Below are 25,004 nucleotides of genomic sequence, written 5' to 3'. Positions count from 1 at the left end.
CGACGCCGCGGGGCCCTTCGACAGGCTCAGGGACCCAGTCACGCGGAAGGGCCCTTCGACGGCTCAGGGACCAGCTAGCCCCGCGACGGGAACCGCGGGGGGCGGCGCTCGGCGAAGGCGGCGAGGCCCTCGCGGGCGTCGTCGCTCGCGAACGCCTGCTGGCCCAGCACCGCTTCGAGGCGGAACGCCTCGGACTCGGGCAGGTCGGCGAGCGCACGCACGGCCCGCTTCACGCTCGCGAGCGCTGTGGCGCTCTTCGTGAGCAGCTGCTCGGCGACGGCGATCGCTTCGTCGTGCAGAGCGGATGTCTCGACCACCCGGTTCACGAGCCCGTACCGCAGCGCGGTCTCGGCGTCGATGCGGTCGCCGCGCAGCATGAGGTCCATCGCGAACGCGTAGGGGATCTGCCGGATGAGCCGCACGAGGGTGCCCCCGGCCGGCACGACGCCGACACCGGTCTCGGGCAGCGCGAACTGCGCATCGGCGGAGGCGAGACGGATGTCGGTCGACAGCATGATCTCGAACCCGCCGCCGAGGCAGAGACCGTTGATCGCGGCGACCACCGGCTTCTCGAGCGTCGAGTGCTTCTGGTGCGCGGCATCCCACTCGCTGATGTCGAAGCGCTCCTCGGTGAGCGCCGGGATCGATTCGCCCAGATCGGCGCCGACGCAGAACGCGCGCTCCCCCGCCCCCGTCAGCACCGCGACGCCGATGCGCAGGTCATCCTGGACCTCCGCGAACGCGGCGCCGAGTTCGTCGTACATCGCGAGCGTCAACGCGTTGAGCTTCTCGGGGCGGTCGATCGTGATGACGCCGATGCCATCCGTGCGGTCGAGACGGATGCTCATCAGATCGTGCCTCCCGTGCGCAGCGCGGCGACCTCGTCGGTCGAGTAGCCGAGGAACTCCCCCAGCACCCGATCGGTGTGCTCACCCATGTCGGGCGCGAGCCCCGCGGTCTGCGCGGGAGTGCGATCGAGCTTCACCGGCGACCCGAAGGTGCGCAGCGACCCGTGGCCGGGGTAGTCGTTGTCGACGATCATGCCGCGCGCGGCGATCTGCGGATCCTCGACCACCTCGCCGATGTCCTTCACCGCGCTCAACGGCACGAGATCTCCGGCGAGCGCTTCGAGCTCGGCCTTGGTGCGGTCGGCGAACCAGCGCACGACCATCGGCTTGACCCTCTCCTGGTAGACCTCGGCATCGAAGCGGGTGGCCATGCTGTGCAGGTCGGGATTGTCGTTCCAGTCGGCCGGGCTGCCGAACGTCTCGCACGAGATGCGCCAGAACTTGTCGGTGTACCCGCCGAAGAACACGAAGCCGTCGGCGCACGGGAACAGCTCGTAGGGGCGCACGAACGGATGCTGGTTGCCGAGGGGCTTCGGCACGACACCGTCGACCGTGTACGACACGACGGCGTTCTCGGTGAGGGTGAGGACGGAGTCCTGCTGCGAGATGTCGACGAGCTGCCCCTCGCCCGTCTGCTCGGCGTGCCGGAGCGCCGCGAGCACCCCGATCACGCCGTAGAGGCTGGCCGCGAGGTCGCCGATGATCGTGCCCACACGGGTGGGCGGGCCACCGGCCTCACCGTTCATCGACCACAGTCCGCCGGTGGCCTGCGCGCTGTTGTCGTAGGCGGGGCGCAGCCGGTACGGACCCGACTGACCGTAGCCGCTGAGCGCCGCGTACACGAGCTTCGGGTTCACCCGACGCAGACGCTCGTAGCCGTGCCCGAGACGGTCCATCGTGCCGGGGCGGAAGTTCTCGACCAGCACATCGGCGCGCTCGACGAGCCGGTCGAGCACCTCGGCGGCACCCGGGCTCTTCAGGTTCAGCGTGACGCCCAGCTTGTTGCGGTTGTACTGCGCGAAGAATCCGCTCAGCGGCTCCGCATCCTCGCGCGGCAGCATCGGCGGGAAGGTGCGCGTGTAGTCGGGGTCGCCGGGGTTCTCGACCTTGATGACCGTCGCGCCCAGGTCGGCCAGGATCATCGAGCAGTAGGGCCCGGCGACGACGCGTGTGACGTCGACCACCACCACCCCCGCGAGTGAGCCGGGAGCGGCATCCACTCCTCCGAGTCCGGCGAGCAGGGCGCGGGTGGCGTCATCGATCATCGAGAGGATCCTTCCGGGGCGGGAGCGGCGGCACGCGCGGCGGCGCGACGCGAGAGGCGGTGGAGCAGGGCGACCGAGACGAGGGTGACGATGCCCGCGACGACCATGTAGAGGGCGATCGCCCATGAGCCGCCGAACACGTCGAGCAGCTCGAGGTAGATGATCGGCACGAACGCCGAGCCCACGATCGTGCCGATGCCGAGCGCGAGCGACATGCCCGTGTAACGGATGCGCACGTCGAACGCCTGTGCGTAGAGCACGCCGAGGGTGCCGTAGGTCGCGCAGAAGCCGATCGTCGTCGCGATGTAAGCGACGTATGCGGCGGCGAGGCTGCCGGTGTCGATCAGCCAGAACGCCGGGAACGCGAGGAGCACCGACAGGATCGTGCCGGAGGCGAAGACCTTCGCGACGCCGAAGCGGTCGGCGAGCCACCCCGCGAGCGGGAGTCCGAGCAGCGCCAGCAACGAGCAGATCGTCGCGATCGTGAGCATCTCGGGCTGCGTGTGCCCGACGAACTGGGTGCCGTAGGTGAGGCTGAACGTGAACAGCATGTAGAAGACCGCACCGATGACGGCGAAGCTGAGGGCCGCGAAGACGACCTGGCCCGGGTGGGTCTTGAGGGTCTCCCAGAGCGGCACGCGGGCGGCCTTACCGGCATCGCGCATCTTCTCGAACTCGGGGGTCTCGCTGATCTTCAGACGGATGAACAGGCCCACCAGCACCAGCACCGCGCTGATGAGGAACGGCACCCGCCAGCCCCACGCCTGGAAGGCGTCGCCGGGGAGCGCGACCAGCGGCAGGAACACCAGGGTCGACAGCGTCAGCCCCAGCGCGAGTCCCACCTGCGGGAAGCTGCCGAGGAACGCGCGACGACGCGGCTCGGCGTGCTCGACGACGAGCAGGACCGCACCGCCCCACTCGCCGCCGAGAGCGAAGCCCTGCACGAAACGCAGCACCATCAGCAGGATCGGGGCGGCGACCCCGATCGCGGTGTAGGTCGGCAGGAGACCGATGAGGAAGGTGGCGACACCCATGAGGACGAGCGAGATGACGAGCATCCGCTTGCGTCCGATGCGATCGCCGAAGTGCCCGAACACGATCGACCCGAGCGGGCGGCCGAAGTACCCGACAGCGATACCGCCGAACGCCAGGATCGTGCCGACGAGCGGGTCGTAGTCGGGGAAGAACAGGCTGTTGAGGATCAGCGCCGCCGCCGTCGAGTAGGCGAAGAAGTCGAACCACTCGACGGTCGTGCCGACGACGCTCGATGCGACGATCGTGCGGATCTGCGAGCGCTCCGCGGGAGGCGCGTCGCGCCGGGCGGTGGATGCCGAGGTCATGGGGTTCCCTTTCCGCGGCGTCTCCGCTGACGCCGGCCAGGGATCAGCCTGTCAGGGCGGGAGGCGCGGGCCTATGTCTCGGACGCATACACCTGTGGTCTCCGTATGGCGCTTCCAGCCACGGCATCCGCGGGCCCTTCGTCTCGTCGCTGCGCTCCTCACTCAGGAGCCGGTTCCTGAGCGAGCGGAGCGAGACGAAGGGCCGCACACGACGGAGGAGATCTCGCGTTCCGCAGGAGCATCCGCTGGATTCGATCCTGCGTTGCGCGAGATCTCCTGCGTTACGCGCGCGACCGCGAGACGGGCGGCCTCAGCCGCGCAGCAACCGGCGCCAGGCGAGCTCGGCGAGGACGGATGCCTGCAGCGGAAGCACCTCGTCGTCGAAGATCGCCTGCTCGGAGTGCAGCGGCATCGGACCCGAGTCGGGGGCGGCACCGACGAACACCAACGCACCGGGCACTTCCTGCAGCACGTACGAGAAGTCCTCGGATGCCATCGACGGCGCCGCGAGCCGGATCACGCGCTCCTCCCCGACGAGCTCGTCGAGCACCTCCAGCACCTCGCGGGTCTCGGCGGGGTCGTTGTAGGTCACGGGGTACGAGGCGATGAACTCCGACTCCAACCGGCATCCGTTGGCCTCGGCGATCCCCGCCAGCATCACCGGCAGCTGCTCGCGCACCGTGTCGAGGGTCTGCATCGACAGGGTGCGGATGTTGGCCTCGAGCGACACGGTCGCGGCCAGCACGTTGCTCGCCTCGGAGTCGCTGCTCAGGCGCGTGATCGAGATCACGGCCTGGTCGGTGGCGGGCAGGCGGCGCGCGGCGAAGGTCTGCACCGCGAGGATGAGCTGCGCCGCCACCGGCACCGGGTCGATGCCGAGCTGCGGGAAGGCGGCGTGGCCGCCGGTGCCGTGCAGGGTCAGGCGCAGCGCGCTGGCGCTCGCCATCATCGCGCCCTCGCGGGTGACGAGCTGTCCGCGCGGGGTGGCGCTGTCGACGTGGATCGCGTACGCCGCGACCGGCCGCGTCCCGGCGGCGTCGAGCACGCCCTCCTCGATCATGATGCGACCGCCGGCCTGCCCCTCCTCACCGGGCTGGAACATGAAGACGACCGTGCCGGGGAGTTCGTCGCGGCGGGCGGCCAGCAGCCGCACGGCACCGAGCACTCCGGCCATGTGCAGGTCGTGGCCGCAGGCGTGCATCGCGCCCGAGGTCGCGGCGAACGGCAGACCGGATGCCTCGGTGATGGGCAGTCCGTCCATGTCGCCGCGCAGCAGCACCACCGGGCCCGGACGCCCGCCGCGCAGCACGGCGGTGATCGACGACAGCGACTGCCCGACGGTGATCTCGAGTCCGAGACCCTCGAGCTCGCGCAGCAGGATCGCCTGCGTGTTCGGCAGGTCGAGTCCGATCTCGACCGCCCCGTGCAGCTCGCGCCGCACGGCCGTGAGGTGCGCGCGCAGTTCTTCCGCCGCACCCCCGAACCCGCCGTCGAAACCAGAACCCGCGTCCGAACCGGAACCCATCAGAACTGCATCCTCTCGCCGAGAACGGGGACCGCGTCGAGCAGGTCCACCGTGTAGGGGTCGGCGGGGTTCGCGAGCAGTGCTTCGGTCGGCCCGGCCTCGACCAGCTTGCCATGTCGCATCACGCACACCTCGTCGCTGATGTACCGCACGACCGCGAGGTTGTGCGAGATGAACAGCATCGACAGCCCCAGTTCCTGCTGCACCTCGCGCAGCAGGTTGAGGATCGCGCCTTGCACCGAGACGTCGAGGGCGCTGGTGACCTCGTCGGCGATGAGCACCGAGGGCTCGCCCGCGAGGGCGCGCGCGATCGTGATGCGCTGGCGCTGGCCGCCCGAGAAGGCGCCGGGCCGCTCGCCCGCGCGGTCGGGGTCGAGGTGCACCTGGGCGAGCAGTTCGCGCACGCGGGCGATGCGCTCGGCGCGGGTCCAGCGGCGGCCGGTGGCGCGCAGGGCCTCGGCGATCGAGTCGCCGATGGGCATGAGCGGGTCGAGGGCCGAGAACGGGTCCTGGAAGACGAGCTGCATGCGGCGGCGTGCGCGGCGTGCGGCCGCCCCACCGGTCGCCGTCTCGACGCCGTCGACGCGGATCGATCCGGATTCGGGGCGCACGAGCCCGACGGCGGCGGCCGCGATCGTGCTCTTGCCCGACCCGGATTCGCCGACGAGTCCGACCGTGCGGCCCTTCGGCACCGACAGGCTCACCCGTTCGACCACGCGGGTACGGCCGTAGCGGACACTCAGGTCCGTGATCTCGAGCGCGTTCACACCGGCACCTCCTTCTCGTGAGCCCCGTCGTGGGAGCCCTCACGGGCATCCGACGGCTCCTCCGTCGGCGCGGAATCGTCCAACGCCTCGGGCATCAGCTCCGGCGGGATCACCGGCAGCGGCTGCGTGCGGTCGCTCGTCATGTCGGGGAGGCACGCGATGAGCGCCTGCGTGTACGGATGCTGCGCGTCCTGCCGGATGCGGCCGGCCGAGAGCGCCTCGACGACCCGCCCGTCCTTCATCACGATGACCCGATCGCAGAACGCCGAGACGAGGGCGATGTCGTGCGAGATGAACACGATCGCCGCCCCCGTCTCCTCCTGCGCCCGGTGCAGCACGCCCATCACCTGGCGCTGCACGGTCACATCGAGCGCGGTGGTGGGCTCGTCGGCGATGATCAGCCGCGGATTGCCGGTGAGCGCCATGCCGATCATGGCCCGCTGACGCATGCCGCCCGAGAACTCGTGCGGGTACTGCTTCAGCCGGTTCGCGGCATCCGGGATCCCGACGGCGGTCAGCGCGTCGGCGGCGCGCACGCGCGCCTCCTTCGGGCGCATGCCCATGTGCACCTCGGGCACCTCGGTGAGCTGGCGCCCGATGGTGAGCGCGGGGTTCAGCGAGGTGAGCGGGTCCTGGAAGATCATGCCGAGCTCGACGCCCAAGCGGGCACGATCGGATGCCGTCAGCTGCCCGGTCATGTCGAGGTCGTCGAAGCGGTGCGCCGGGGTCGTGATGATCGCGTCGTCGCCGAGGAGTCCGGCGAGCGCCATCGCGGTGAGTGACTTGCCCGACCCGGATTCGCCGACGATGCCGACGATCTCGCCCCGGGCGACCCGCAGGTCGACGCCGCGCACGCGCTCGACCACGCCGCCGTCGGCGGTGGGGAAGGCGATGTGCAGGTCGGTGATCTCGGCGACCACGTCGCTCTCGGGCGCCGCGGCGGCCGGGGCCGGGTTGCGTCGGCGCGAGGTGATCGTCACCCCGCCGGCGGCCCGGGCGGCGACGGCGCGGAAGCCCGAGCCGCGGGTGCCGGCGACGGCTTCGCTGAGCAGCGTGAAGACGAGACCGGCGAGCACGATGGCGATGCCGGGGCCGATCGCCGCGAGCGGGTTCACGTAGATGCGCAGGATGCCCTCCTGCAGCATCCGCCCCCAGTCGTACGCGGGCGCCTGCACCCCGAGGCCGAGGAACGAGAGACCGGCGAACGACAGCAGCGTGACGCTCGCGGTCGCGGCGGCGTTCACGAAGAACGGGTTGGCGATGTTCGGCAGCACGTGCCGCAGCAGGATGCCGACCGGCCCGACGCCCACCACGCGGGCGGCCCGCACGTAGTCGCGGCCCGACACGGAGGAGGCGAGGTTGTACACGAGACGGGCGAACGACGGGATGCCCGCGAAGCCGATCGCGAGCATCGCCCCGGTCGCCGTCGCGCCCCAGATGACGGTGAAGAACAGCACCATCAGCAGCCAGGGGAACGCGAGCAGGATGTCGAGGAGGCCCGTGAACCAGCGCCGCGGGTACTTGGGGAGGATGCTCGCGACGAGACCGAACACGATGCCGCCGGCGAGCGCGATCGCCGTGGCACCGAGCGTGAGAAGAAGCGTGAGGCGCGTCGCGGTGAGCACGCGGGCGAGGATGTCGCGGCCCAGCTCGTCGGTGCCGAACGGGTGCGCCGCGCTCGCGCCGAGCAGCCGCGAGGAGACGTCGGTGGTGTCGGCGGCCGGGCCCCAGATCGTGGGACCGGCGACGGCGAGGAACACCAGGAGCGCACTGCCGGCGAGGGCGGAGATCGCGGTGGCGTTGAGGAGTTTCTTGCGCACGGACATGTCTCAGCCCTCCGTGATCGACGAGCGCGGATCGATGGTGGCGAGGATGACGTCGACGACGAGGTTCACGCCCAGCACGATGAGCGCGTAGACGATGACGACGCCCTGCACCATCGGGTAGTCCTTGGCCCCGACCGACGAGACCATGATGGTGCCGAGTCCGGGGATCGCGAACACGGTCTCGATGAGCACGGTCGCGGCGGTGAGGCCGGCGAGGATGAGCCCGCCGACGGTGAGCGACGCGGTGACGATGTTCGGCAGCGCGTGCCGCAGGTGGATCAGGTGCCGTGGCAGGCGCTTGGCCCGGGCGGTGGTCATGTAGGTGGTGTCGAGCACCGCCAGCATCTCGACCTGCACGATGCGCACGAGGTACGCCATCGGGCCGATCGCGAGGGCGATGACCGGCAGCACGGCATCCGCCGGTTTTCCCCATCCCGCCGCCGGCAGCCAGCCGAGCTGCACCGCGAACAGCGAGATGAGACCGACCGCCACGAGGAAGCTCGGGACGGCGATCAGGATGCCGAGCACGGCCGAGAGCGTCATCGACAGGCCGCGGCGACGGCCGGAGCGCGCGAGCACCGCCGCGCCGATGCCGGCGGGCAGCGCCCCGATCACGGCGATGATGAAGGCGAGCACCGCGAGCAGCAGCGTGGTCGGGAAGCGCTGCGCGAGCACGTCCGCCACCGGTCGCTGCAACCGCACCGAGGTGCCGAGGTCGCCCGTGAAGAGACCGCCGATGAAGCGGAAGAACTGCTCCCACATCGGCCGGTCGAGGCCGAGCTGGGTGCGGGTCGCCTCGACGAGCTGCGGCGTCGCGCTCTGACCCAGCGCCGCGCGCACGGGGTCGCCGGGCACGAGGTACATGAGCAGGAACGACGCGACGATCACCACGGCCAGGGAGATCACGAGCCGGCCGAGGCGGCGGAGCAGGAACGCGGTGCGCGGGGAGAGTCCCCGACGCAGGCGGCGCTCCTCCACCCGCGCCGCCAGGGCGGCCGTGGTGGTGTCGACCACCTCGGCGGTCGCGGGAGGAGGAGTCGTCGTCATGTCAGCCCAGCATCCGGATCGAGGTCGGCTGGATGAAGTTCGGCTGCTCGAACACCGCGCCCGACTGGTAGGTCGGCAGGATGTTGTCGGTCACCGGGAACACGTCGAAGCGGTTGATGAGCTCGGCCTCGGCGTCCTGCCAGATGCCGCAGGTCTCCTCGGGGCTCGCGCTCGAGGCCTCGGCGGCGAGGGCGGAGTACTCGGGGTTGTCGACCCACATGAAGTTCAGACCGCCCTGGTCGGGGGTGGCGCCGTCGAAGAACGTCGACAGCACGACCGGGCCGCCCGGTGCCACCTGCACCCAGCCGGTGTCCCAGTCGAAGGTCGACCAGAGCTGCTCCGACCAGGCCGCCGCGTCGTTCGCGAACAGCTCGGTCGTCACGCCCAGCTCGTCCCACGTCTCCTTGACGAGCTCGGCCGCGGCCGCGTGCGTCGAGGTGGGGGCGTTGTAGACGAACTTGATGGTCAGCGGCTGGCCGTCCTTGGTGCGCGTGCCGTCGGCGCCGACCGTCCAGCCGGCCTCGTCGAGCAGCTCGGCCGCCCGGTCGAGGTCGGTGTCGGGCAGCTCCCACTTCGGGCCGTCGGCGACGCAGAGCAGCGGGTTCTTGGTCACCAGCGAGACGGACTCCAGTGCCTCGCCGTCGGCGATCACCGTGCCGACCTCGTCGCGGTCGATCGCGATCGACAGCGCCTCGCGCACGAGCGGGTCGGAGAACGGACGACCCTCCTTCTCGTTGAAGAGGATCATGCCGACGGGGTTGCGCACACCCGAGTGGGTGAGTCCGGCGCCGTCGAGACGGGCACGGTCCGCGCCCGAGATCGTCGCCGCGTTGATCTCGCCGGAGACGAGCAGGTTGGCGGCCGTGCTCTCATCGGTGACGACGCGCGCCTGGATCGTGTCGGGCAGACCGACGGTCTCGCTCGTGACGTCGTCGGGGCCCCACGTGTAGTCGTCGCGCTTGGTGAACGTGTAGGTGTCGCCCGGCTTGACGTCGCTCAGGCCGAAGAGTCCGGTGCCGTCGGTCGCGTCCGACAGCGTGGTCGGGTCGGCGAGGCCGGCGTCGCAGACGAGCATGATCGTGCCGACGTTGACGGCCAGGAACGGGTTGTTCTCGGTGCTCGTCACCGTCACGACGTTACCGTCGGCCGTGGCTGAGATCGTCTCGTCGATGACCGAGCCGTACGAGAAGGTCGCGTTGGCGGGGTCGGCGTTGTAGTTGAGGTTGTCGGCGACGGTCTGCGCCGTGAACTCCGACCCGTCGGTGCAGGTGATGCCGTCCTTGAGGGTGAAGACGACCTCGGTGCCCGTCTCCTCCCAGCTCTCGGCGAGCCAGGGCACGAGGTCTCCCTCGTCGGTGACGGCGATCAGCGATTCGTAGGCGAGGCTGACGACCGCGAACGTGTCGGGCGAGACGGCCTTGAGCGGGTTCAGGTCGCCCGGGTCGTCGCCGACGGCGGTCACGAAGGTGCCACCGGAGACGTAGTCGCCCTCGGCGGGCGCGGACTGGTCGTTCGAGCCCGCGCAGGACGTCAGTGTCAGCGCAAGCGCAGAGAGAACGGCGGCCACGGGTACTGCGGTACTGCGTTTCATAGCGATCTCCTGATTTCGGGTGAGGGGGTGGAGCTGCGGATGCTGTGGTCTTCTTCTTCCGGTCAGCGGACCGGAACCTCGGCCGAGAGCCGCGCGAGCGGGCCCGCGGCCTTGACCGTCACGTTGACGGTGGGCTGGGCGGTGTAGGGCACGTGCGTCTCGAGGACCTCGACGATCGACACCTGCAGCGGGTCGGCGCCGGCCTGGATCGCCTTCGCGATGGCGGCTTCGGATGCCTGCTCGATCGCCTGGTCGCGATCGCCCATCGGGGCCATCTGATCGGCTCGGCCGCCGGCGAGCGAGATCGCCGCGCCGACCGCGTTGGCGACGCCGCCGTGGTCGGGACGCAGGATGCTGCCGGCGCTCGCGAGGCTGTCGGGAACGAGGAATCCGCCGCCGCCGACGACGACGAGGGGGATGTCCATGCGGCCGAGGGAGAGGCGTTCGACGGCCTCCTCCAGACGATCGGCGACCTTCGCGAGCGCCTGCTCGAGCGCCTCGGTCACCTGCGACGACAGCCCGGGCAGCGTACGACCGGCGACGGGGCTGCCGGCGAGGGCCGCGGCATCCGTCAGCGTCGGGGTGGAGCCGCCGAACAGCAGGCCCTCCCGGTCGATGCGGTAGCCGACCGAGTCCGGGCCGACGCGGCCCGAGGCGACGTCGACGATCGTGCCGCCGCCGATGCCGACGCTGAGGATGTCGGGCATCCGGAAGTTCGTGCGCACCCCGCCGATCTCGCGCGGCAGCGTCGACTCGCGGGGGAAACCGCCCACGACCACCCCGAGGTCGGAGGTCGTGCCGCCCACGTCGATCACGATCGCGTCGTCGTGGCCCGAGAGGTACGCGGCGCCGCGGATGGAGTTCGCGGGGCCCGATCCGATCGTGAGCACGGGGTACTGCGCGGCGTAGTCGAGCGACATCAGGGTGCCGTCGTTCTGGGCGAAGAAGGTGGTCGCGTCGAGACCCTCCTCGGCGACGACCGTCACCAGCGCTTCGGTCACCGACCGGGCGACGCTGTAGAGCGCGGCGTTGAGGAGCGTGGCGTTCTCACGCTCGAGCAGACCCGTCGGGCCGATGTCCTGGCTGAGGAACACCCGGGTGTCCTGCCCCAGGTGGCCGCGCAGCAGGTCGGCGACCTCGAGCTCCTGCTCGGGCGACGAGGGGCTGAAGATGCCCGCCACGGCGATCGCATCGAAGTCGTCGAGGCCGTCGACGAAGCGCAGGATGCCGTCGCGGTCGAGCGGGGCGATCGGGGTGCCGTCGACCATGTGGCCGCCGCCGAGCATCGTGGCGCCGGCGAGCACCATGCGCACGAGGTCGTCGGGCCAGCCGGTCAGCGGCGGGTACTCGGTCGCGGCCGGGGCGCCGAGGCGGATCATCGCGACCCGGTCGAGCTGGCGGCGCTGCACGATCGCGTTGGTCGCGTGGGTCGTGCCGAGCATGACGCGCGAGACGCGGGAGCGGTCGTCGCCGATCGCGGCGAGCACGTCGCGGATGCCGGCGCGGATGCCGCCGGTGATGTCATCGGTCGTGGCGCGCTTGGTCCACGCGAGCACCCGGCCGTCGCCGTCGAGCACGACCGCGTCGGTGTTCGTGCCGCCGACGTCGACGCCGATGGAGAGGTCGCGGGCGGTCATCGGGTCGCTCCTTCGAACGGGACGTACGGCAAGTCGTAGCCGAAGGCCAGGGGCCCGGCGAGCTCGAGGCCGCGGGGCGTGCGCCAGATCGGGTCGCAGGCCCACGCGAGAACCGAGACGCGCTGGCCGAAGCGCAGCATCTCGGTGGTGATCGCGTGGCCGGTCTCGGCGTCGATGATCGTGATGAGGTCGGGCACGCTCACCAGCACCTCGCCGTCTTCGAGCACGAGCAGGTTCTCGTTCTGCAGCTCGAGGCGCTGCAGGCGGCCCCGGTCGGCGCCCGTGCCGGTGATGGTCACCGAGCCGCGCACGAAACCGCCGACGGTGCGGCGGTCGAGGTCGGTGATCTTGCCGGTCATGAGCACGCGGGCGTCGAGCTCGGCCGCGACGGCGGCGACCGGGTCGGACGACGACATCAGGGCGTGGCCGACGCGGATGGCGGCGCTCACCGTGCCCTCGATGACCGAGCCCTTCACCTGGTCGGCGGTCATCGGGTAGTGCGCGCCGATGCAGATCGAGCCGCTCGCGACGGTGAGGGCGCGGGCGTGACGCTCGAGCCAGTGCAGGTCGACCGTCTTCATGACCGAGATGTTGCCGACGACGTCGCTCTGCACGGCCCATGCGCAGGGGACGCCGGCGACGTTCATCGCCACCATCGCGGCATCCGGGAACGCGCGGCCCATGCCGTCGGCGTCGAGGATCTGCAGCCCGAGGCGGGCGGCCCAGCCGATCGGCTGCACGCCGTTGCTTCCCCCGATCTCGGCCGCCATCAGCGTCGTGACCTTGCGGCCGAGCAGCCGCTCGGCCTCGGCGAGCAGCGCGTGGATCTGGTCCTTCGCGGCCAGCATCTCGATGCCGACCGTCGGGGCGCCGATGCCCGACATCAGGATGACGACGTCGTCGGCGCCGAGGTCGTCGACCTGCACCAGCCGCACGGGGCCGTGCTCGCGCAGCGCGGTCTCGACCATGATCTGCGAGGTGTAGACGGCGCCACCGCCGCCGGTGCCGAAGATCGCGGTGCCGACGCCGAGCGCGGCGATGTCGTCTGCCGTGATCTCGGTGATCGGAGCCGCGGTGCGTGCGACGGAGGAAGTCTGGGCCATGTGTTCACGGTACGGAGCCGTTCACCTCCCGGCAATGTTTCCTGCATCCAGTGATTCCGGGCATACTGTGCGCATGGCACAGTACACACTGCGGGATCTGCGTGATGACGCCGACCGACTCGGGCTGCGCTCGCACGCCGGCCCCGTCGACGACCGGCAGATCGTGCGCGTCGACCTCGCCGCCGTCGACCGCCTCGACGCCCTCGCCACCGGCACCCTCGCGATCATCGACGGCGAGGAGCAGCCACCGCCCTTCCGCATCGACGTCGCCCTGCGGCAGGCCAGCGCCCGCGGCCTCGCCGGCCTCGTCTTCACCGCCCCGCTCACACTCGCCGAGACCGCGCGCGTGCTCGCCGAGCGTGCCGGCGTACCCGTGTTCTCGGCCGTGGGAGTGGGCGCCGCCGACCTCGCGAAGACCATCGACCGGGCCATCTCGGGCGGGGCGTCGGAGGCGATGATGCGCGGCGCGCACGCGATCGCCCTCGCGACCGAGGCCGCGGCATCCGCAGACAGCACGACCGAGAGCATCCTGTCGGTCGCCGGCGGCGCTCTCGGGGTCGCCCTGTCGATCGCCCCCGACCAGGCCGTGGCGTGGACCGATGCGGATGCGGTGTTCATCGGCGAGGTGCTCATCGGGCGCCTCGTGGCCGATCACACCGACGGCGCGACCGAGGTGTCGCTGCCCGTGATCGCCTCGCTGCTCTCGCGCGTCGCGCAACGGCAGAGCCGCGACCGGTTCGCCCCCACGCAGTCGCGCGCCGACCTGCTCGTCGAACTCGTACTCGCCGAGCCCTCGCGCGCCGAGGGCTTCGTCGCCCAGGCCGCGCGTCTCGGGCTGCCCCTCCCCCAGTCGCACGCGGTCGCCTGGCTCGCCCCGACGGGCACGACCGACCCCGACGCCCGGGCGCCGCGCAGCGTGCAACCCGCGCTCGAACTGTTCGCGCTGCAACTCGTCGAGGCGCGCGAGGAGATGTGGCACGTCGCCTTCCTGCAGGACGACCTGCTGCTCGTCTGCACCGAGGAGCACGGGGCCGGCGACCATCAGCGCCGCGTGCGCGAGGTCGCGATGCTCATCCAGGAGCGGGCGCAGGAGATCGCCGGCTCCGACTGGGCCTACACGCTCGGACTCGGCACCCCGCAGGTCGGCGCGCTGGGACTGCGGCAGTCGGCGGCCGAGGCGCGCATCGCGGCCGAGTCGGCGATCGCCGCCGGGCGCCTCGGCGGGGTCGAGCTCACCGATGTCACGGGTCTGCGGCGGGTGCTGCTCGACGTCTACGCCTCACCCATCAGTCGCGAGCTGCTGCACGACATCCTGCGTCCGCTCGACGACCTCGGCCCCGAGCGCGCGCTGCAGTCGGTGCGCACCCTGCTCGTGTACCTCGCGCACGAGGGGTCGCTCGTGCACGCCGGCCGCGAACTCATGCTGCACCCGAACGGCGTGGGGTACCGGATGCGGCGCATCCGCGAGCTGCTCGGCATCGATCTCGCCGACCCCGACGCCCGCTTCGCCGTCGAGCTCGCCTGCCGCGTGAGGTTGCTCGGGGCCGGGTAGCCCCGTCACCGGGTCAGCGACCGAGCTCCGCGCGGAGCGCCGCGCCGTCGGCGTCGAGACCGGGGGCGCGTGCCAGCCGCACCGTGCCGTTGGTGCCGAGCGCCGACCGGGCGATCGACACCCCGTCGTCGTGCTCGATCAGGCCGAGAGCATCCGCCTGCGGGCCGCGGGCCGCCTCTTCCGGGGTGCGCACGCGCGCCACGAGCACACGCTCCACCTGCAGGCATCCGACCACCGTCTCGAGCGGCAACGATCCGACCCGCGCGGCCAGGATGCGTTCGAGCTCGTCGCGCCCCTCCACCCGGGCCCGGTTGCCCGCCCACTCCGGCCCGCCGAGCACGGCGCCGAGGTCGAGCGCCGCAACGAGACGCGCGAACATCGCGTCGTTGGTCGCGCCGAGCACGACATGACCATCGGATGCCGCGAACGCGCGGTACGGCACGATCGACGGGTGCGAACTGCCCCACGGCTTCGAGGGGGGTCCGCCGGCCGATGTCGCGGCGATCACCGTGCCCAGCGAACTCAGCGCGGTCGCGAACAGCGAGAACTCCAGCCGACGGCCGACACCGGTGCGCCCGCGTTCGAGAAGAGCGGCGAGCACGCCGTTGATCACCGACATCCCGGTCGCGATGTCGACCATCGCCACCCCGGAACGCACGGGGTCGGCGCCCTCGTACCCGGTCACGTGCATGAGCCCGGACTCGGCCTCGACCGTCACCGCGGTGCCCGGTTCGGCCGCGAGCGGGCCCTCCTGCGAGAAGCCGCTGATAGAGGCGTAGACCAGTCGCGGGAACCGTTCGAGCATCGCGTCGGCACCGATCCCCAGTCGGTCGGCGACGCCCGGGCGGAAGCTCTCGACCACGACATCCGCCGTGCCGATCAGCGCGTGCGCGGTCTCGCGATCGGCGGGGTCGGCGAGGTCCAGCGCGATGCTGCGCTTGCCGCGGTTGATCGCGTGGAAGTACGCGCTCGCCCCGTGCACGAACGGAGGCCCCCAGTGCCGGGTCTCGTCGCCGATGCCCGGCTGCTCGACCTTGATCACGTCGGCGCCGAGTTCGGCGAGGGTCATGGTCGCGTACGGCCCGGCGAGCAGCCGGGTGAAGTCGATCACGCGCACGCCCTCGAGCGGCCGGAAATCTCCGTCAGTCATCGTCGCCCCTTCGCTCCCGAGCGAGGTTATCGACGAGCGGATGCCGTCGGCGATGGGTGCTGCGCACACCGAACGGGGCGCGGGGTGGGCCCTTCGACAGGCTCAGGGACCCGGTTCCCGGGCAGGAACCGATTCCTGGGTCGCTGAGCCTGTCGAAGCGTCGCAGGAATCCCCACCAGCCTCAGCGCACGAACACCCGCTCGCCGCGGATCCAGGTCTCGGCCACGCGCACGGCGGCGATCTCGTCGTCGGGCACCGTGAAGACGTCGCGGTCGAGCACGGCGAAGCTGCCGTCGAGCCCCGGTGCGAGGCGCCCGACACCCTCCAGCGGCGACAGCGAGGCCGCCCGCGAGGTGTACAGCAGCAGCGCCTGCGGCACGGTGATCGCCGCCTCGGCGCCGAACTCGATGCCGTTGTAGGTGCGGCGTCGCACGGCGGCCTCGACCGAGAGCATCACGTCGTCGGCGCCGCTCCACGCGGTGGCCGGCCGGTCCGACGACAGTGCCAACGGCTCGAGCCCCGCGTACAGGCGCGCGATCGGGTAGGCATCCGGCACCTGCTCGACGCGCAGCGCCTTCTCGTACCCGTCGTACTCGGCGAAGAAGAACACCGTGTGCGTGGCGATGCCGAACGACATCCGCCCCGATCCCAGTCGCGCGAGATACGCGTCGCTCACGATCGTCGCGTGCTCGATGCGCACCGAGGGGATGCCGTCGAGCCACGGCTCCTGATCCTCGAACAGCTCCACGACGCGGTCGAGCGCCCGGTCGCCCATCGCATGCACGGCGAGCTGCACGCCGTTGCGGCGGGCCCAGTCGCCGGCCGCGAGCACGTCGGCGTCGTCGACGAGACGCAGGCCGTGGTCGCAGGAGTCGGGGTACGCCTCGTGCACCCAGGCGGTGCGGTTGGAGTACGCGCCGTCGAGCACGACCTTCACGCCCGCGATGCGGATCGGCCCGGTGCGGTCGTCGTCGGTCAGCTCCCCGAGGGGCGCCTCCGGGTCCCACCCCGGGTACAGCGCGACGCGGGTGCGCAGGCCGCGCTCGGCGGCGGCGCGGAAGGTCTCGAGCGGGCGGTCGATGCGCGACGACAGCAGGTCGCAGACCGCCACGATGCCGCGTGAGGCGAGCTCGTCGCCGATCGCCACGATCGCATCGATCTGCTCGTCGCGGCTCGGCGACGGGATGAAGGCTGCCACCACGTTGACCGCCGCGATCTCGGTGAGCACCCCGTTCGGGTTGCCGTCGGCGTCGCGTTCGAACCGCGCCCCCTCGGGGTCGACCGTCGTGGCGGTGATGCCGGCGATCTCGAGCGCGCGGGTGTTGCAGACGGCCGAGTGCGCGTCGCAGCGCCAGACCAGCACCGGGCGATCGGTGGCGATGCGGTCGAGGTCGGCGGCCGTCGGCATCCGCCCCTCCGGGAACTTGGTGTCGTCGAATCCGCGCCCCAGCACCCAGGCATCCGCCCCGCTGATCGTCGCGGCGTGCGCGTCGAGCACGCGCACGAGGTCGTCGGCGCTGAGCACGGCGGGCGGGAAGCACTCCGCGGCCGCCGCGGTTCCGGCGAGCAGCGCGGGGTGCGTGTGACTGTCGAGCAGTCCGGGCAGCACGGTGCGGCCGCCGAGGTCGACGGCATCCGCATCGGTCACGTCCGCCGCGTCGCCGACCCAGTCGACGATCCCGTCGACGACGCGGAACGCCGAGGCGAACGCGGTCTCGCTCTCGCCCGTGAACACACGGCCGTTGGTGAAAGTGGTCATCACAGCTCCCGGTGGGTGAAGCGGCCTCCGAGCAGGGTGGCGGCGACGGGCATGGACCGCAGTTCGTCGCGGTCGCTCGCGTAGGGGTCGCGGTCGCCGATCACGAGGTCGGCGGGCTGCCCGACGGCGAACGAGGTACGAACGGATGCCGCGAGCGCCACGTCGAGCGGAAGACGCTGCTCGGGGTGCCAGGCGTCGCGGTCGCCGCGGCTGCGCGCGGTGGCCGCACTGAGCGAGATCCACGGGTCGAGCGGGGCGACCGGGGCATCCGATCCCAGGCGCAGGGTCGCGCCCGAGCGGTGCAGCGAACCGAACGCGAAAGCGCGACCGGTGCGGCCCGCCCAGTGGTGGTCGGCGACGTCGCGGTCGTCCATGGCGTGCTCGGGCTGCACGCTGGCGATCAGGCCGAGCGCGGCGAAGCGGGCGAAGTCGTCGTCGCGCACGAGCTGGGCGTGCTCGATCACGCCCTTCATGTCGAGGGCCTGGAACGTGTCGAGCACCTCGGTGTTCGCGCGGTCGCCGATCGCGTGCACGGCGGCCTCGATGCCGGCGCCGCGGGCACGTTCGAGCAGGCGGCGCAGTTCGGGGATCGGCACGCTCTCCATGCCGCAGGCGTGCGGGTGACCGGGGTCCATGCCGGGGTACGGGTCCCAGCACCAGGCGGTGCGGGTGTTCAGCGAGCCGTCGACGACGACCTTGAGCCGGCCGAAGGTGACCAGACCCGCCTCGTCGACGATGTCGCCGGTGCGGACGCCTGCGGCGATCACCTGCTCGAGCAGGTCGGGCCACACCGCGATGTCGGTGCGCAGGCTCGTGAGCCCACCCGCCGTGCGCGCCGACCATTCGGCGATGTTGTCGGTCTTCTCGTACTCGACGATTCCCACGACGCCGCGGGCGGCGGCGGCCGACGCGGCATCCGCATAGGCATCCGCCGGCAGCTGCGCGGCCTCGTCGAAATCGTGCAGGATGCCGATCCACGGCCCCTCACGCAGCAGCCCCGTCTCGTCGAGCTCGACACCCAGGCGCGCGGCCGCGGCACGGTTCATCCAGCCGCAGTGCAGATCGCCGCTCACGAGCACGACCGGGATGTCGCTGACGGTGGCCTCGAGGGCCGCGAGCGAGGCGGGCACGGGCCACAGCCCGTCGCGGAACCCGTAGCCCATCAGCATCCCGTCGCTCAGCGGGGCGCCCTCGGCGCGCGCCCGCCGCACGATGTCGAGCACGTCGTCGGCGGTGCGGGTCTCGGTGAGGTCGAGGCGCCGGCGACGGGTCACGTGCTGCGTGAAGTGCACGTGCGCGTCCCAGAACCCCGGGCCGATCCAGCGACCGCCCGCCTCGACGACCTCGCCCGCGGGTGCGACCGTTCCGGCGGGGCCGATCTCGGCGATCACTCCGTCGCGCACGAGCACGTCGACCGGCTCACCGCCGTCGTACGGGCGCACGTCCCGCAGGGTGAGGGACTCGGTCATGCTGCTCCTCTCGGCGCGCGGCGCGCGCGGGGATGGTCGGGGTCGGCGGGCGGGGCCGCCGGTCAGGCGACGGGGACGGGCGAGGTCGCGAAGCCGAAGAGGTCCTTCGGGTCCTCGGGGGCGGCGACGAGGTCGATCTCGGTGTCGAGCCCCGTGCCCGCGAGGTCGGCGCGCAGGTGACGCAGGGCCGAGAAGTCCTCGATCGCGAAACCCACCGAGTCGAAGATCGTCACCTGCTCGGGCGAGGTGCGTCCCGCAGCCGTCCCGTTCAACACCTGCCAGAACTCCGTGACCGGGAAGTCCGCGGCGACGTTCTGGATCTCGCCCTCGACACGCGTCTGCGGCGTGTACTCCACGAACACCGGACCCCGATCGAGGATCCGCGGGTCGAGCTCGGTCTTGCCCGGGCAGTCCCCACCGATCGTGTTGATGTGCATACCCGGGGCGACGTCGGCATCCGTCAGCACCTGCGCGACCGCCTTGTCGGCCGTGCACGTCGTGACGATGTCGGCGCCGGCGGCGGCCTCCGACGCCGAGGCGCACACCGTGATGTCGAAGCCGCGCGGTGCGAGGTTGCGCACGAACTTGGCGGATGCCGCGGGGTCGACGTCGTAGATCCGCAGGCGTGACACCCCCAGGACCCCGCGGAACGCGAGAGCCTGGAACTCGGCCTGGCTGCCCGCCCCGATCATCGCCATCGTCGACGAATCCGCACGCGCGAGGCGCCGGGCGACCATCGCCGACGTCGCCGCCGTGCGCAGCGCCGTGAGCATGGTCATCTCCGCCAGGAACACCGGGTAACCGTTGTGCACATCGGCGAGCACACCGAACGCCGTCACCGTCTGATACCCGCGACCCGGATTGAACGGGTGGCCGTTGACGTACTTGAACGCGTACACGTCGGGGTCGCTGATCGGCATGAGCTCGATCACGCCGAAGGGCGTGTGATTGGCGACGCGCTCACTCTTGTCGAACGACTCCCACCGGCGGAAGTCCGCCTCGATCGTGTCGGCCATCTCGGTCATGATCGTCTCGGCTCCGCGGCGCGAGATCCACTCGACCATGTCACCCACTCCGACGAACGCGGTCATGCGGTCACTTCCTTTCCATCGAGCACGTCGCGGTTCACATCCGCGATGCGATCGGCGAGCTTCGGGTTCTCATAGGGGCCGGGGTTGCGCAGCGCCTCGACGACGCGCGCGATCAGCTCGGGGGACTTGTCCTGGTGCATCTTCTCCTTGGCCTCGATGCGGGTGGCCCGCAGGCGGAACCCCACGGTGCCGTGCACGATGCGCTCGGCGTAGGCGGTGTTCTCGAGAGTGCGATGCATCAGGTACGGGTCGGGCAGCGGGCTCTCGAACCAGCTCACGAGGCGGTCGAGCACCGCGAGGTTCTCGTCGTCGGAGAGGATCTCGGGGGTGCCGAACAGATGCGCGACGGCGAAGTCCCACGTGGGCACGGCCGGCGACGTGCCGTACCAGCTCGGCGAGACGTAGCCCTGGGGTCCGTAGACGATCACCATCGTCTCGTGCCGGCCGAGCTGGTGCAGGCGCTCGTCGGGGCGACCGACGTGACTCACGATCGAGATGCCCTCGGCATCCTCTTCGAGCAGCACCGGGTAGTGCGAGGCGACGAGTCCCTCGCCGGGCACGTGGCTGACGATCGTCGCCCACGGGTTCTCGCGCACGAGCGCGCGCACGGTCTCGACGTCGTCGAGGGCGTAATCGGGGTTGTGCCTCACGGTGTCTCCAGGTGGGGGGTGGGGTGGCCGTCAGGCCCAGGTGATGTCGGCGGTGGCCAGCACGACGTCGTCGGCGTCGACGGCCGTGACGCGGATGCCGTCGGGCGCGGTGTGTCCGACCAGGCGCAGCGGCCGGTCGACGAGCACCGGAGCGATCGCCCGCACGTCGAGACGGGCCGGCACGCGCTCGGGCGTGTGCCGGCGGGCGGCGTCCATCAGCAGGATGCGCGTCAGCGGCCCGTGCACGAGCAGGTCGGGCAGGCCCTCCACGTCGCGCGCCCAGGCACGGTCGTAGTGGATGAGGTGCGTGTTGAACGTGAGCGCCGAGAACCGGAACAGTTGGCGGGCGTCGGGCGTGAGCTCCTCGACCCACTCCCCCTCCGCCGCGATCGACGGGTCGGGGCGCGGGGCGCGGGCAGGGGCATCCGGATCCGCCGCCTCGAGGAAGACGTCGTGCCACACGCTGCGCACCGCCACCTCGCCCGCGACCGCGTACTCGCGCACGAGGTCGACGAAGGTCAGACGCCCGCGCGAACCGGTCTTGTCGACCACCGAGCCCAGTGACGTGGTCTGCACGACCTCGTCGCCGAGGCGGATCGGTCGCAGGAACTCGGTCGTCTCGCCCGCGTACATGCGGCGGGGCAGATCGATCTCGGGCACGACGCCGTCACGCGCCGGGGTGCCGTCGGGGCGCAGGTCGGCCAGTGACACCGCGAACGGGAAGAACACGCCCTCCCAGGCGGCGGGCAGCGGGTCGCCCGCGGCGAGCGCCGGATCGGATGCCGCGAACGTGCCGCGGTACGCCTCGACGGTGTCGGTGGTGATCGGCGCGGTGCGCACGACGGGCGCGGGAGTGCTCACGGCAGTGCCCCGGCGGCGCGCAGCTCGGCGATGCGGGCGGCGTCGTACCCGGCGAACCGCGCCAGCACATCGTCGGCGTGCTCGGCGAAGCGGTTGGCGGTGCGGGCGGGGGTCGCGGGCGTCTCCGACAGTTTGATCGGCTGACCGAACATGCGCAGCACGCCCAGGTCACCGTAGTCGGCCTCGACGATCATGTCGCGCTCGGCAGTGCCGGGGTCATCGACCACCTCGCCGATCGTCTTCACCGCGGTGAGGGGCACGACGTCGCCCGCGAGGTCCTCGAGCTCCTGCTTGGTGCGGGTCGCGAGCCACCCCGCCACGATCGGCTTGACGCGGCGCTCGTACACATCGGTCTCGAACCGCTTGCGCATGGTGTCGATCTCGGGGTCGTCCTTGAGCTCGGGGGTGCCGAACAGGTCGCAGCTCGCGTTCCACAGCTTGTCGGTGTACGCGCCGAAGAAGACCTGACCGTCGGCGCAGTCGAACAGCTCGTAGGGCCGCACCCAGGCGTGCGCGTTGCCCTGCGGCGACGCGACGTTGCCCGTGACCGTGTAGTCGACGACCGCGGTCTCGGTGAGGGCGACGATGCTGTCGACCTGCGCGACGTCGACGACCTGGCCGACGCCGGTGGCCTCGGCGTGACGCAGCGCGGCGAGCGTGCCGATCACGGCGAACAGGGTCGCCGAGAGGTCGCCGATCGTGACGCCGACGCGCACCGGCGGATGCTCGGCGTAGCCGTTCATCGACCAGATGCCGCCCGCGGCCTGGGCCGTGTTGTCGAAGGCGGGGCGCTTGCTGCGCGACCCCGTGCGGCCGTAGCCGGAGATGGCGGTGTAGACCAGGCGCGGGTTGATCTCGCGCAGCACCTCGTAGCCCACACCGAGCTTCTCCATGGTGCCGGGGCGGAAGTTCTCGACGAGCACGTCGGCGCCGCGCACGAGGTCCTTCAACACCTCCTTGCCCTCGGGGGTCGCGAGGTCGAGACCGACGCCGAGCTTTCCGCGGTTGTACTGGGCGTAGTACGCGCTGAACTCCTCCTCGCCGTCGGTGAGGTACGGCGGGAAGCCGCGCGACACGTCGGGGTCGCGCGGGTTCTCGACCTTGATGACCGTCGCGCCGAGGTCGGCGAGGGTCTGCGAGGCGTAGGGGCCGGCGAGCACGCGCGACAGGTCGATCACGGTGACTCCGGCGAGCGCGCCGGGGGCGGGGAGGGTGGTGTCGATCATGCGGGAGTGACCTCCTGTGCGGGTTCGGGGGTGTCGAGTCCGGCGGCCGCGAACGCGCGGGCCACGTTCGACGCGGGCCGCACGGTGCGGATGCGGGAGAGCCAGAGCGTGGTGGCGGCCAGGGCTTCGAGATCGAGTCCGGTCTCGATGCCGAGGCCGTGCAGCATCCACACGAGGTCCTCCGTCGCGAGATTACCGGTCGCGCCCTTGGCGTAGGGGCAACGGCCGAGCCCGCCGACCGACGCGTCGAACTCGGCGACGCCCAGTCGCAGGGCGGCGTGCACGTTCGCGAGCGACTGCCCGTAGGTGTCGTGCAGGTGCAGGGCGATCGCCTCGACGGGGATGCCGGCGTCGAGGGCCTCCTCGATGACCGCGATCGTGTGACCGGGCGTGGCGACGCCGATCGTGTCGCTGATCGCGATCTTCCGGGCACCGGCCTCGTGCAGGGCGCGGGCGGCTTCGGTGACGGCATCCGTGTCGACGCTCCCCTCCCAGGGGTCGCCGAAGGCCATCGAGACGTAGCCGCGCACGGGGATGCCCTGCGCGGTCGCCGCGGCGATCACCTCGACCGCGCGGTCGATGGCGCCTGCGCGAGTGGTGTTGAGGTTGGCCTTCGCGAACGACTCGGTGGCGCTGACGACCACCGACACCTCGCGGATGCCGGCGTCGATCGCGCGCTGCAGACCGCGGAGGTTCGGCACGAGGCCGACGGCGCGGGCGCCCGCGGGCACCTCGAGGCCGGAGACGACCTGCTCGGCGTCGGCGAGCTGGGGGATCCAGGTCGGCGGCACGAAGCTCGTGACCTCGAGGTCACGGCTACCGGCGGCGTACAGCCGACGGCAGAGCTGGATCTTGACGGCGGCGGGGATGATGTCGGTCTCGGCCTGCAAGCCGTCGCGCGGACCCACCTCGAACACGGTGACGCGCGCGGGGAGCCCGTCCTCGCGGATCACCCGGGGCGCCGGGACCGTGGCGGTCATGCGCCGGCCCCGCCCCCGCGCAGTTCGGCGAGCACCTCGCGGGCGTACTCCACGCGGATGCGGCGGTCGGCGACGATCCGGGCGGCGACCGCGCCGATCTCGTCGACGTCGGCACCCGCGGATGCCGCGATCGTGCGCGCGTGCAGGGTCATGTGTCCGCGCTGGATGCCCTCGGCGGCGAGCGCCCGGCAGGCGGCGAGGTTCTGGGCGAGGCCGACGGCGGCGATGACGCTCGCCAGCTCGCGGGCGGTCTCGACGCCGAGCAGCTTCACGGACGCCTGCGCGGTGGGGTGCGCGCGGGTGGCACCGCCGACGAGCCCGACGGCGAGGGGCACCTCGAGCGTGCCGACGAGGTTGCCGTCGGCATCCTTCTCGAACTGCGACAGCGCCGTGTATCCGCCGGCTCGGGCGGCGTGCGAGTGGCAGCCCGACTCGACCGCGCGGGTGTCGTTGCCGGTGGCGAGCACGACCGCGGTGATGCCGTTCATGATGCCCTTGTTGTGCGTGGCGGCACGGTAGGGGTCGGCCTCGGCGAACGCGCTCGCGGCGACGATGTCGTCGACGACCTGGGGACCGCCCAGCAGTTCGGCGTCGAACACGGCGCGGGCGCGGGTGAGGCGCAGCTCGGCCTTGTTGGTGAGGATGCGCAGCAGCGTGCGGGTACCGGCGAGCTCGGCGATGCGCGGGGCGATCGCCTCGGCCATCGTGTTGACCGCGTTCGCGCCCATCGCATCGCGCACGTCGACGTGCAGGTGCACGATGACCTGCACTCCGGCGCGGGTGGGGAGCACGCGCACCGAGATGTCGAACGCCCCGCCGCCGAGCGAGACCAGCATCGGGTCCTGCTGGTTGGCGAGCTCGAGCAGCTCGTCCTTCGCCTCGAGCAGGGCGAAGCGCGCGCCGTGCGGGTCGATCGCGTCGAGCACCTGGATCTGGGCGATCATCACATCGCCCGTGTACGAGGTCGTGAAGCCGCCGTGACCGCGGGCCATGCGGGCGGCGTTCGAGGCGGCGGCGACGACGCTCGGCTCTTCGGTGGCCATCGGGATCAGGCGGTCACGTCCGTCGATCGTGAAGTTCGTGGCGACGCCGACCGGCACCGCGATGAGACCCACGACGTTCTCGACCATGTGGTCGGCCTGAGCGAGCGAGAGACCGCTGTCGGGGCGCAGCGCCCCCAGAGCATCCGCATCCAGCTCCGCACCCTGCGCGACGAGCGCGAGGCGCTCATCCGGGGTGTGATCGCGGAGTCCGGAGATTCGGCTGTTGATCGACATCGGCCACCTTCCTTCGGGACAGCGACCGGGTCATCGGCGC

Annotated in this window: 20 protein-coding genes; 1 reads left to right on the top strand and 19 read right to left on the bottom strand. The window is 71.6% G+C overall.

The annotated features are described in order from the left end of the window. Window positions 1-74 precede the first annotated feature (74 nt). From ACI2JZ_RS08255 to ACI2JZ_RS08210, 10 genes are all read right to left on the bottom strand, one after another. Window positions 75-848, bottom strand: coding sequence for an enoyl-CoA hydratase/isomerase family protein (locus ACI2JZ_RS08255; protein WP_404597175.1), 774 nt, complete (start codon window positions 846-848; stop codon window positions 75-77). Then, window positions 848-2,113: a CaiB/BaiF CoA transferase family protein gene (locus ACI2JZ_RS08250; protein WP_404597174.1), complete on the bottom strand. Its 1,266-nt coding sequence runs from the start codon at window positions 2,111-2,113 to the stop codon at window positions 848-850. Before ACI2JZ_RS08250 ends, ACI2JZ_RS08255 begins: the two co-directional genes overlap by 1 nt. Continuing rightward, on the bottom strand, window positions 2,110-3,453 hold the full coding sequence (locus ACI2JZ_RS08245; protein WP_404597173.1) for an MFS transporter: 1,344 nt from the start codon (window positions 3,451-3,453) through the stop codon (window positions 2,110-2,112). The genes ACI2JZ_RS08250 and ACI2JZ_RS08245 overlap by 4 nt, the downstream gene beginning before the upstream one ends. Window positions 3,454-3,763: 310 nt before the next feature. After that, the gene (locus ACI2JZ_RS08240; RefSeq protein WP_404597172.1) at window positions 3,764-4,978 is read right to left on the bottom strand and encodes a M20 family metallopeptidase; all 1,215 of its coding nucleotides are present in this window, start codon (window positions 4,976-4,978) and stop codon (window positions 3,764-3,766) included. Then, the gene (locus tag ACI2JZ_RS08235) at window positions 4,978-5,745 is read right to left on the bottom strand and encodes an ABC transporter ATP-binding protein (protein WP_247624293.1); all 768 of its coding nucleotides are present in this window, start codon (window positions 5,743-5,745) and stop codon (window positions 4,978-4,980) included. The genes ACI2JZ_RS08240 and ACI2JZ_RS08235 overlap by 1 nt, the downstream gene beginning before the upstream one ends. After that, a complete protein-coding gene (locus ACI2JZ_RS08230) occupies window positions 5,742-7,571 on the bottom strand; it encodes a dipeptide/oligopeptide/nickel ABC transporter permease/ATP-binding protein (RefSeq protein ID WP_404597171.1) in 1,830 nt (609 codons plus the stop codon). The genes ACI2JZ_RS08235 and ACI2JZ_RS08230 overlap by 4 nt, the downstream gene beginning before the upstream one ends. Before the next feature lie 3 nt (window positions 7,572-7,574). Further along, complete coding sequence (locus ACI2JZ_RS08225) at window positions 7,575-8,618, bottom strand: ABC transporter permease (protein ID WP_247624291.1); 1,044 nt, start codon at window positions 8,616-8,618, stop codon at window positions 7,575-7,577. Between the two features lies 1 nt (window position 8,619). Next, window positions 8,620-10,209, bottom strand: a complete 1,590-nt coding sequence (locus ACI2JZ_RS08220) for an ABC transporter substrate-binding protein (RefSeq protein ID WP_404597170.1) — start codon at window positions 10,207-10,209, stop codon at window positions 8,620-8,622. A 62-nt stretch (window positions 10,210-10,271) separates the two neighbouring features. Further along, window positions 10,272-11,846: a hydantoinase/oxoprolinase family protein gene (locus tag ACI2JZ_RS08215; protein WP_247624289.1), complete on the bottom strand. Its 1,575-nt coding sequence runs from the start codon at window positions 11,844-11,846 to the stop codon at window positions 10,272-10,274. Further along, window positions 11,843-12,949: a DUF917 domain-containing protein gene (locus ACI2JZ_RS08210; RefSeq protein WP_247957096.1), complete on the bottom strand. Its 1,107-nt coding sequence runs from the start codon at window positions 12,947-12,949 to the stop codon at window positions 11,843-11,845. Before ACI2JZ_RS08210 ends, ACI2JZ_RS08215 begins: the two co-directional genes overlap by 4 nt. Window positions 12,950-13,022: 73 nt before the next feature. Between ACI2JZ_RS08210 and ACI2JZ_RS08205 the strand changes: the two genes are divergently transcribed. Beyond that, the gene (locus ACI2JZ_RS08205; RefSeq protein WP_404597169.1) at window positions 13,023-14,501 is read left to right on the top strand and encodes a PucR family transcriptional regulator; all 1,479 of its coding nucleotides are present in this window, start codon (window positions 13,023-13,025) and stop codon (window positions 14,499-14,501) included. A 13-nt stretch (window positions 14,502-14,514) separates the two neighbouring features. On the opposite strand, the gene ACI2JZ_RS08200 is transcribed toward ACI2JZ_RS08205, so the two are convergent. The 9 genes from ACI2JZ_RS08200 to ACI2JZ_RS08160 all read right to left on the bottom strand — a co-directional run bounded on the left by ACI2JZ_RS08200 (window position 14,515) and on the right by ACI2JZ_RS08160 (window position 24,964). Then, a complete protein-coding gene (locus ACI2JZ_RS08200) occupies window positions 14,515-15,651 on the bottom strand; it encodes a CaiB/BaiF CoA transferase family protein (protein ID WP_404597168.1) in 1,137 nt (378 codons plus the stop codon). Between the two features lie 181 nt (window positions 15,652-15,832). Continuing rightward, entirely contained in the window at window positions 15,833-17,410 is a 1,578-nt protein-coding gene (locus ACI2JZ_RS08195; RefSeq protein ID WP_404597167.1) for an amidohydrolase, read from the bottom strand. Further along, entirely contained in the window at window positions 17,410-18,879 is a 1,470-nt protein-coding gene (locus ACI2JZ_RS08190; protein WP_404597166.1) for an amidohydrolase, read from the bottom strand. The genes ACI2JZ_RS08195 and ACI2JZ_RS08190 overlap by 1 nt, the downstream gene beginning before the upstream one ends. A 62-nt stretch (window positions 18,880-18,941) precedes the next feature. Next, window positions 18,942-19,970 carry an ornithine cyclodeaminase gene (locus ACI2JZ_RS08185; RefSeq protein WP_404597165.1) on the bottom strand — a complete coding sequence of 343 codons (1,029 nt, stop codon included), beginning with the start codon at window positions 19,968-19,970 and terminating at the stop codon, window positions 18,942-18,944. Next, window positions 19,967-20,620 carry an FMN-binding negative transcriptional regulator gene (locus tag ACI2JZ_RS08180; protein WP_404597164.1) on the bottom strand — a complete coding sequence of 218 codons (654 nt, stop codon included), beginning with the start codon at window positions 20,618-20,620 and terminating at the stop codon, window positions 19,967-19,969. Before ACI2JZ_RS08180 ends, ACI2JZ_RS08185 begins: the two co-directional genes overlap by 4 nt. Before the next feature lie 30 nt (window positions 20,621-20,650). Continuing rightward, a complete protein-coding gene (locus tag ACI2JZ_RS08175) occupies window positions 20,651-21,481 on the bottom strand; it encodes a MaoC family dehydratase N-terminal domain-containing protein (RefSeq protein WP_404597163.1) in 831 nt (276 codons plus the stop codon). After that, on the bottom strand, window positions 21,478-22,707 hold the full coding sequence (locus tag ACI2JZ_RS08170) for a CoA transferase (protein WP_336641550.1): 1,230 nt from the start codon (window positions 22,705-22,707) through the stop codon (window positions 21,478-21,480). Before ACI2JZ_RS08170 ends, ACI2JZ_RS08175 begins: the two co-directional genes overlap by 4 nt. Then, complete coding sequence (locus ACI2JZ_RS08165) at window positions 22,704-23,687, bottom strand: hydroxymethylglutaryl-CoA lyase (RefSeq protein ID WP_247624279.1); 984 nt, start codon at window positions 23,685-23,687, stop codon at window positions 22,704-22,706. Before ACI2JZ_RS08165 ends, ACI2JZ_RS08170 begins: the two co-directional genes overlap by 4 nt. Further along, a complete protein-coding gene (locus ACI2JZ_RS08160) occupies window positions 23,684-24,964 on the bottom strand; it encodes a hydroxymethylglutaryl-CoA reductase, degradative (RefSeq protein ID WP_247633617.1) in 1,281 nt (426 codons plus the stop codon). Before ACI2JZ_RS08160 ends, ACI2JZ_RS08165 begins: the two co-directional genes overlap by 4 nt. Between the last annotated feature and the right edge of the window lie 40 nt (window positions 24,965-25,004).

The sequence above is a fragment of the Microbacterium sp. NPDC087868 genome (assembly GCF_044900755.1).
Lineage (GTDB): Bacteria > Actinomycetota > Actinomycetes > Actinomycetales > Microbacteriaceae > Microbacterium > Microbacterium galbinum.
The sequence above is the reverse complement of the archived record's forward strand: the minus strand, read 5'-3'. Positions and strand labels throughout refer to the sequence as shown.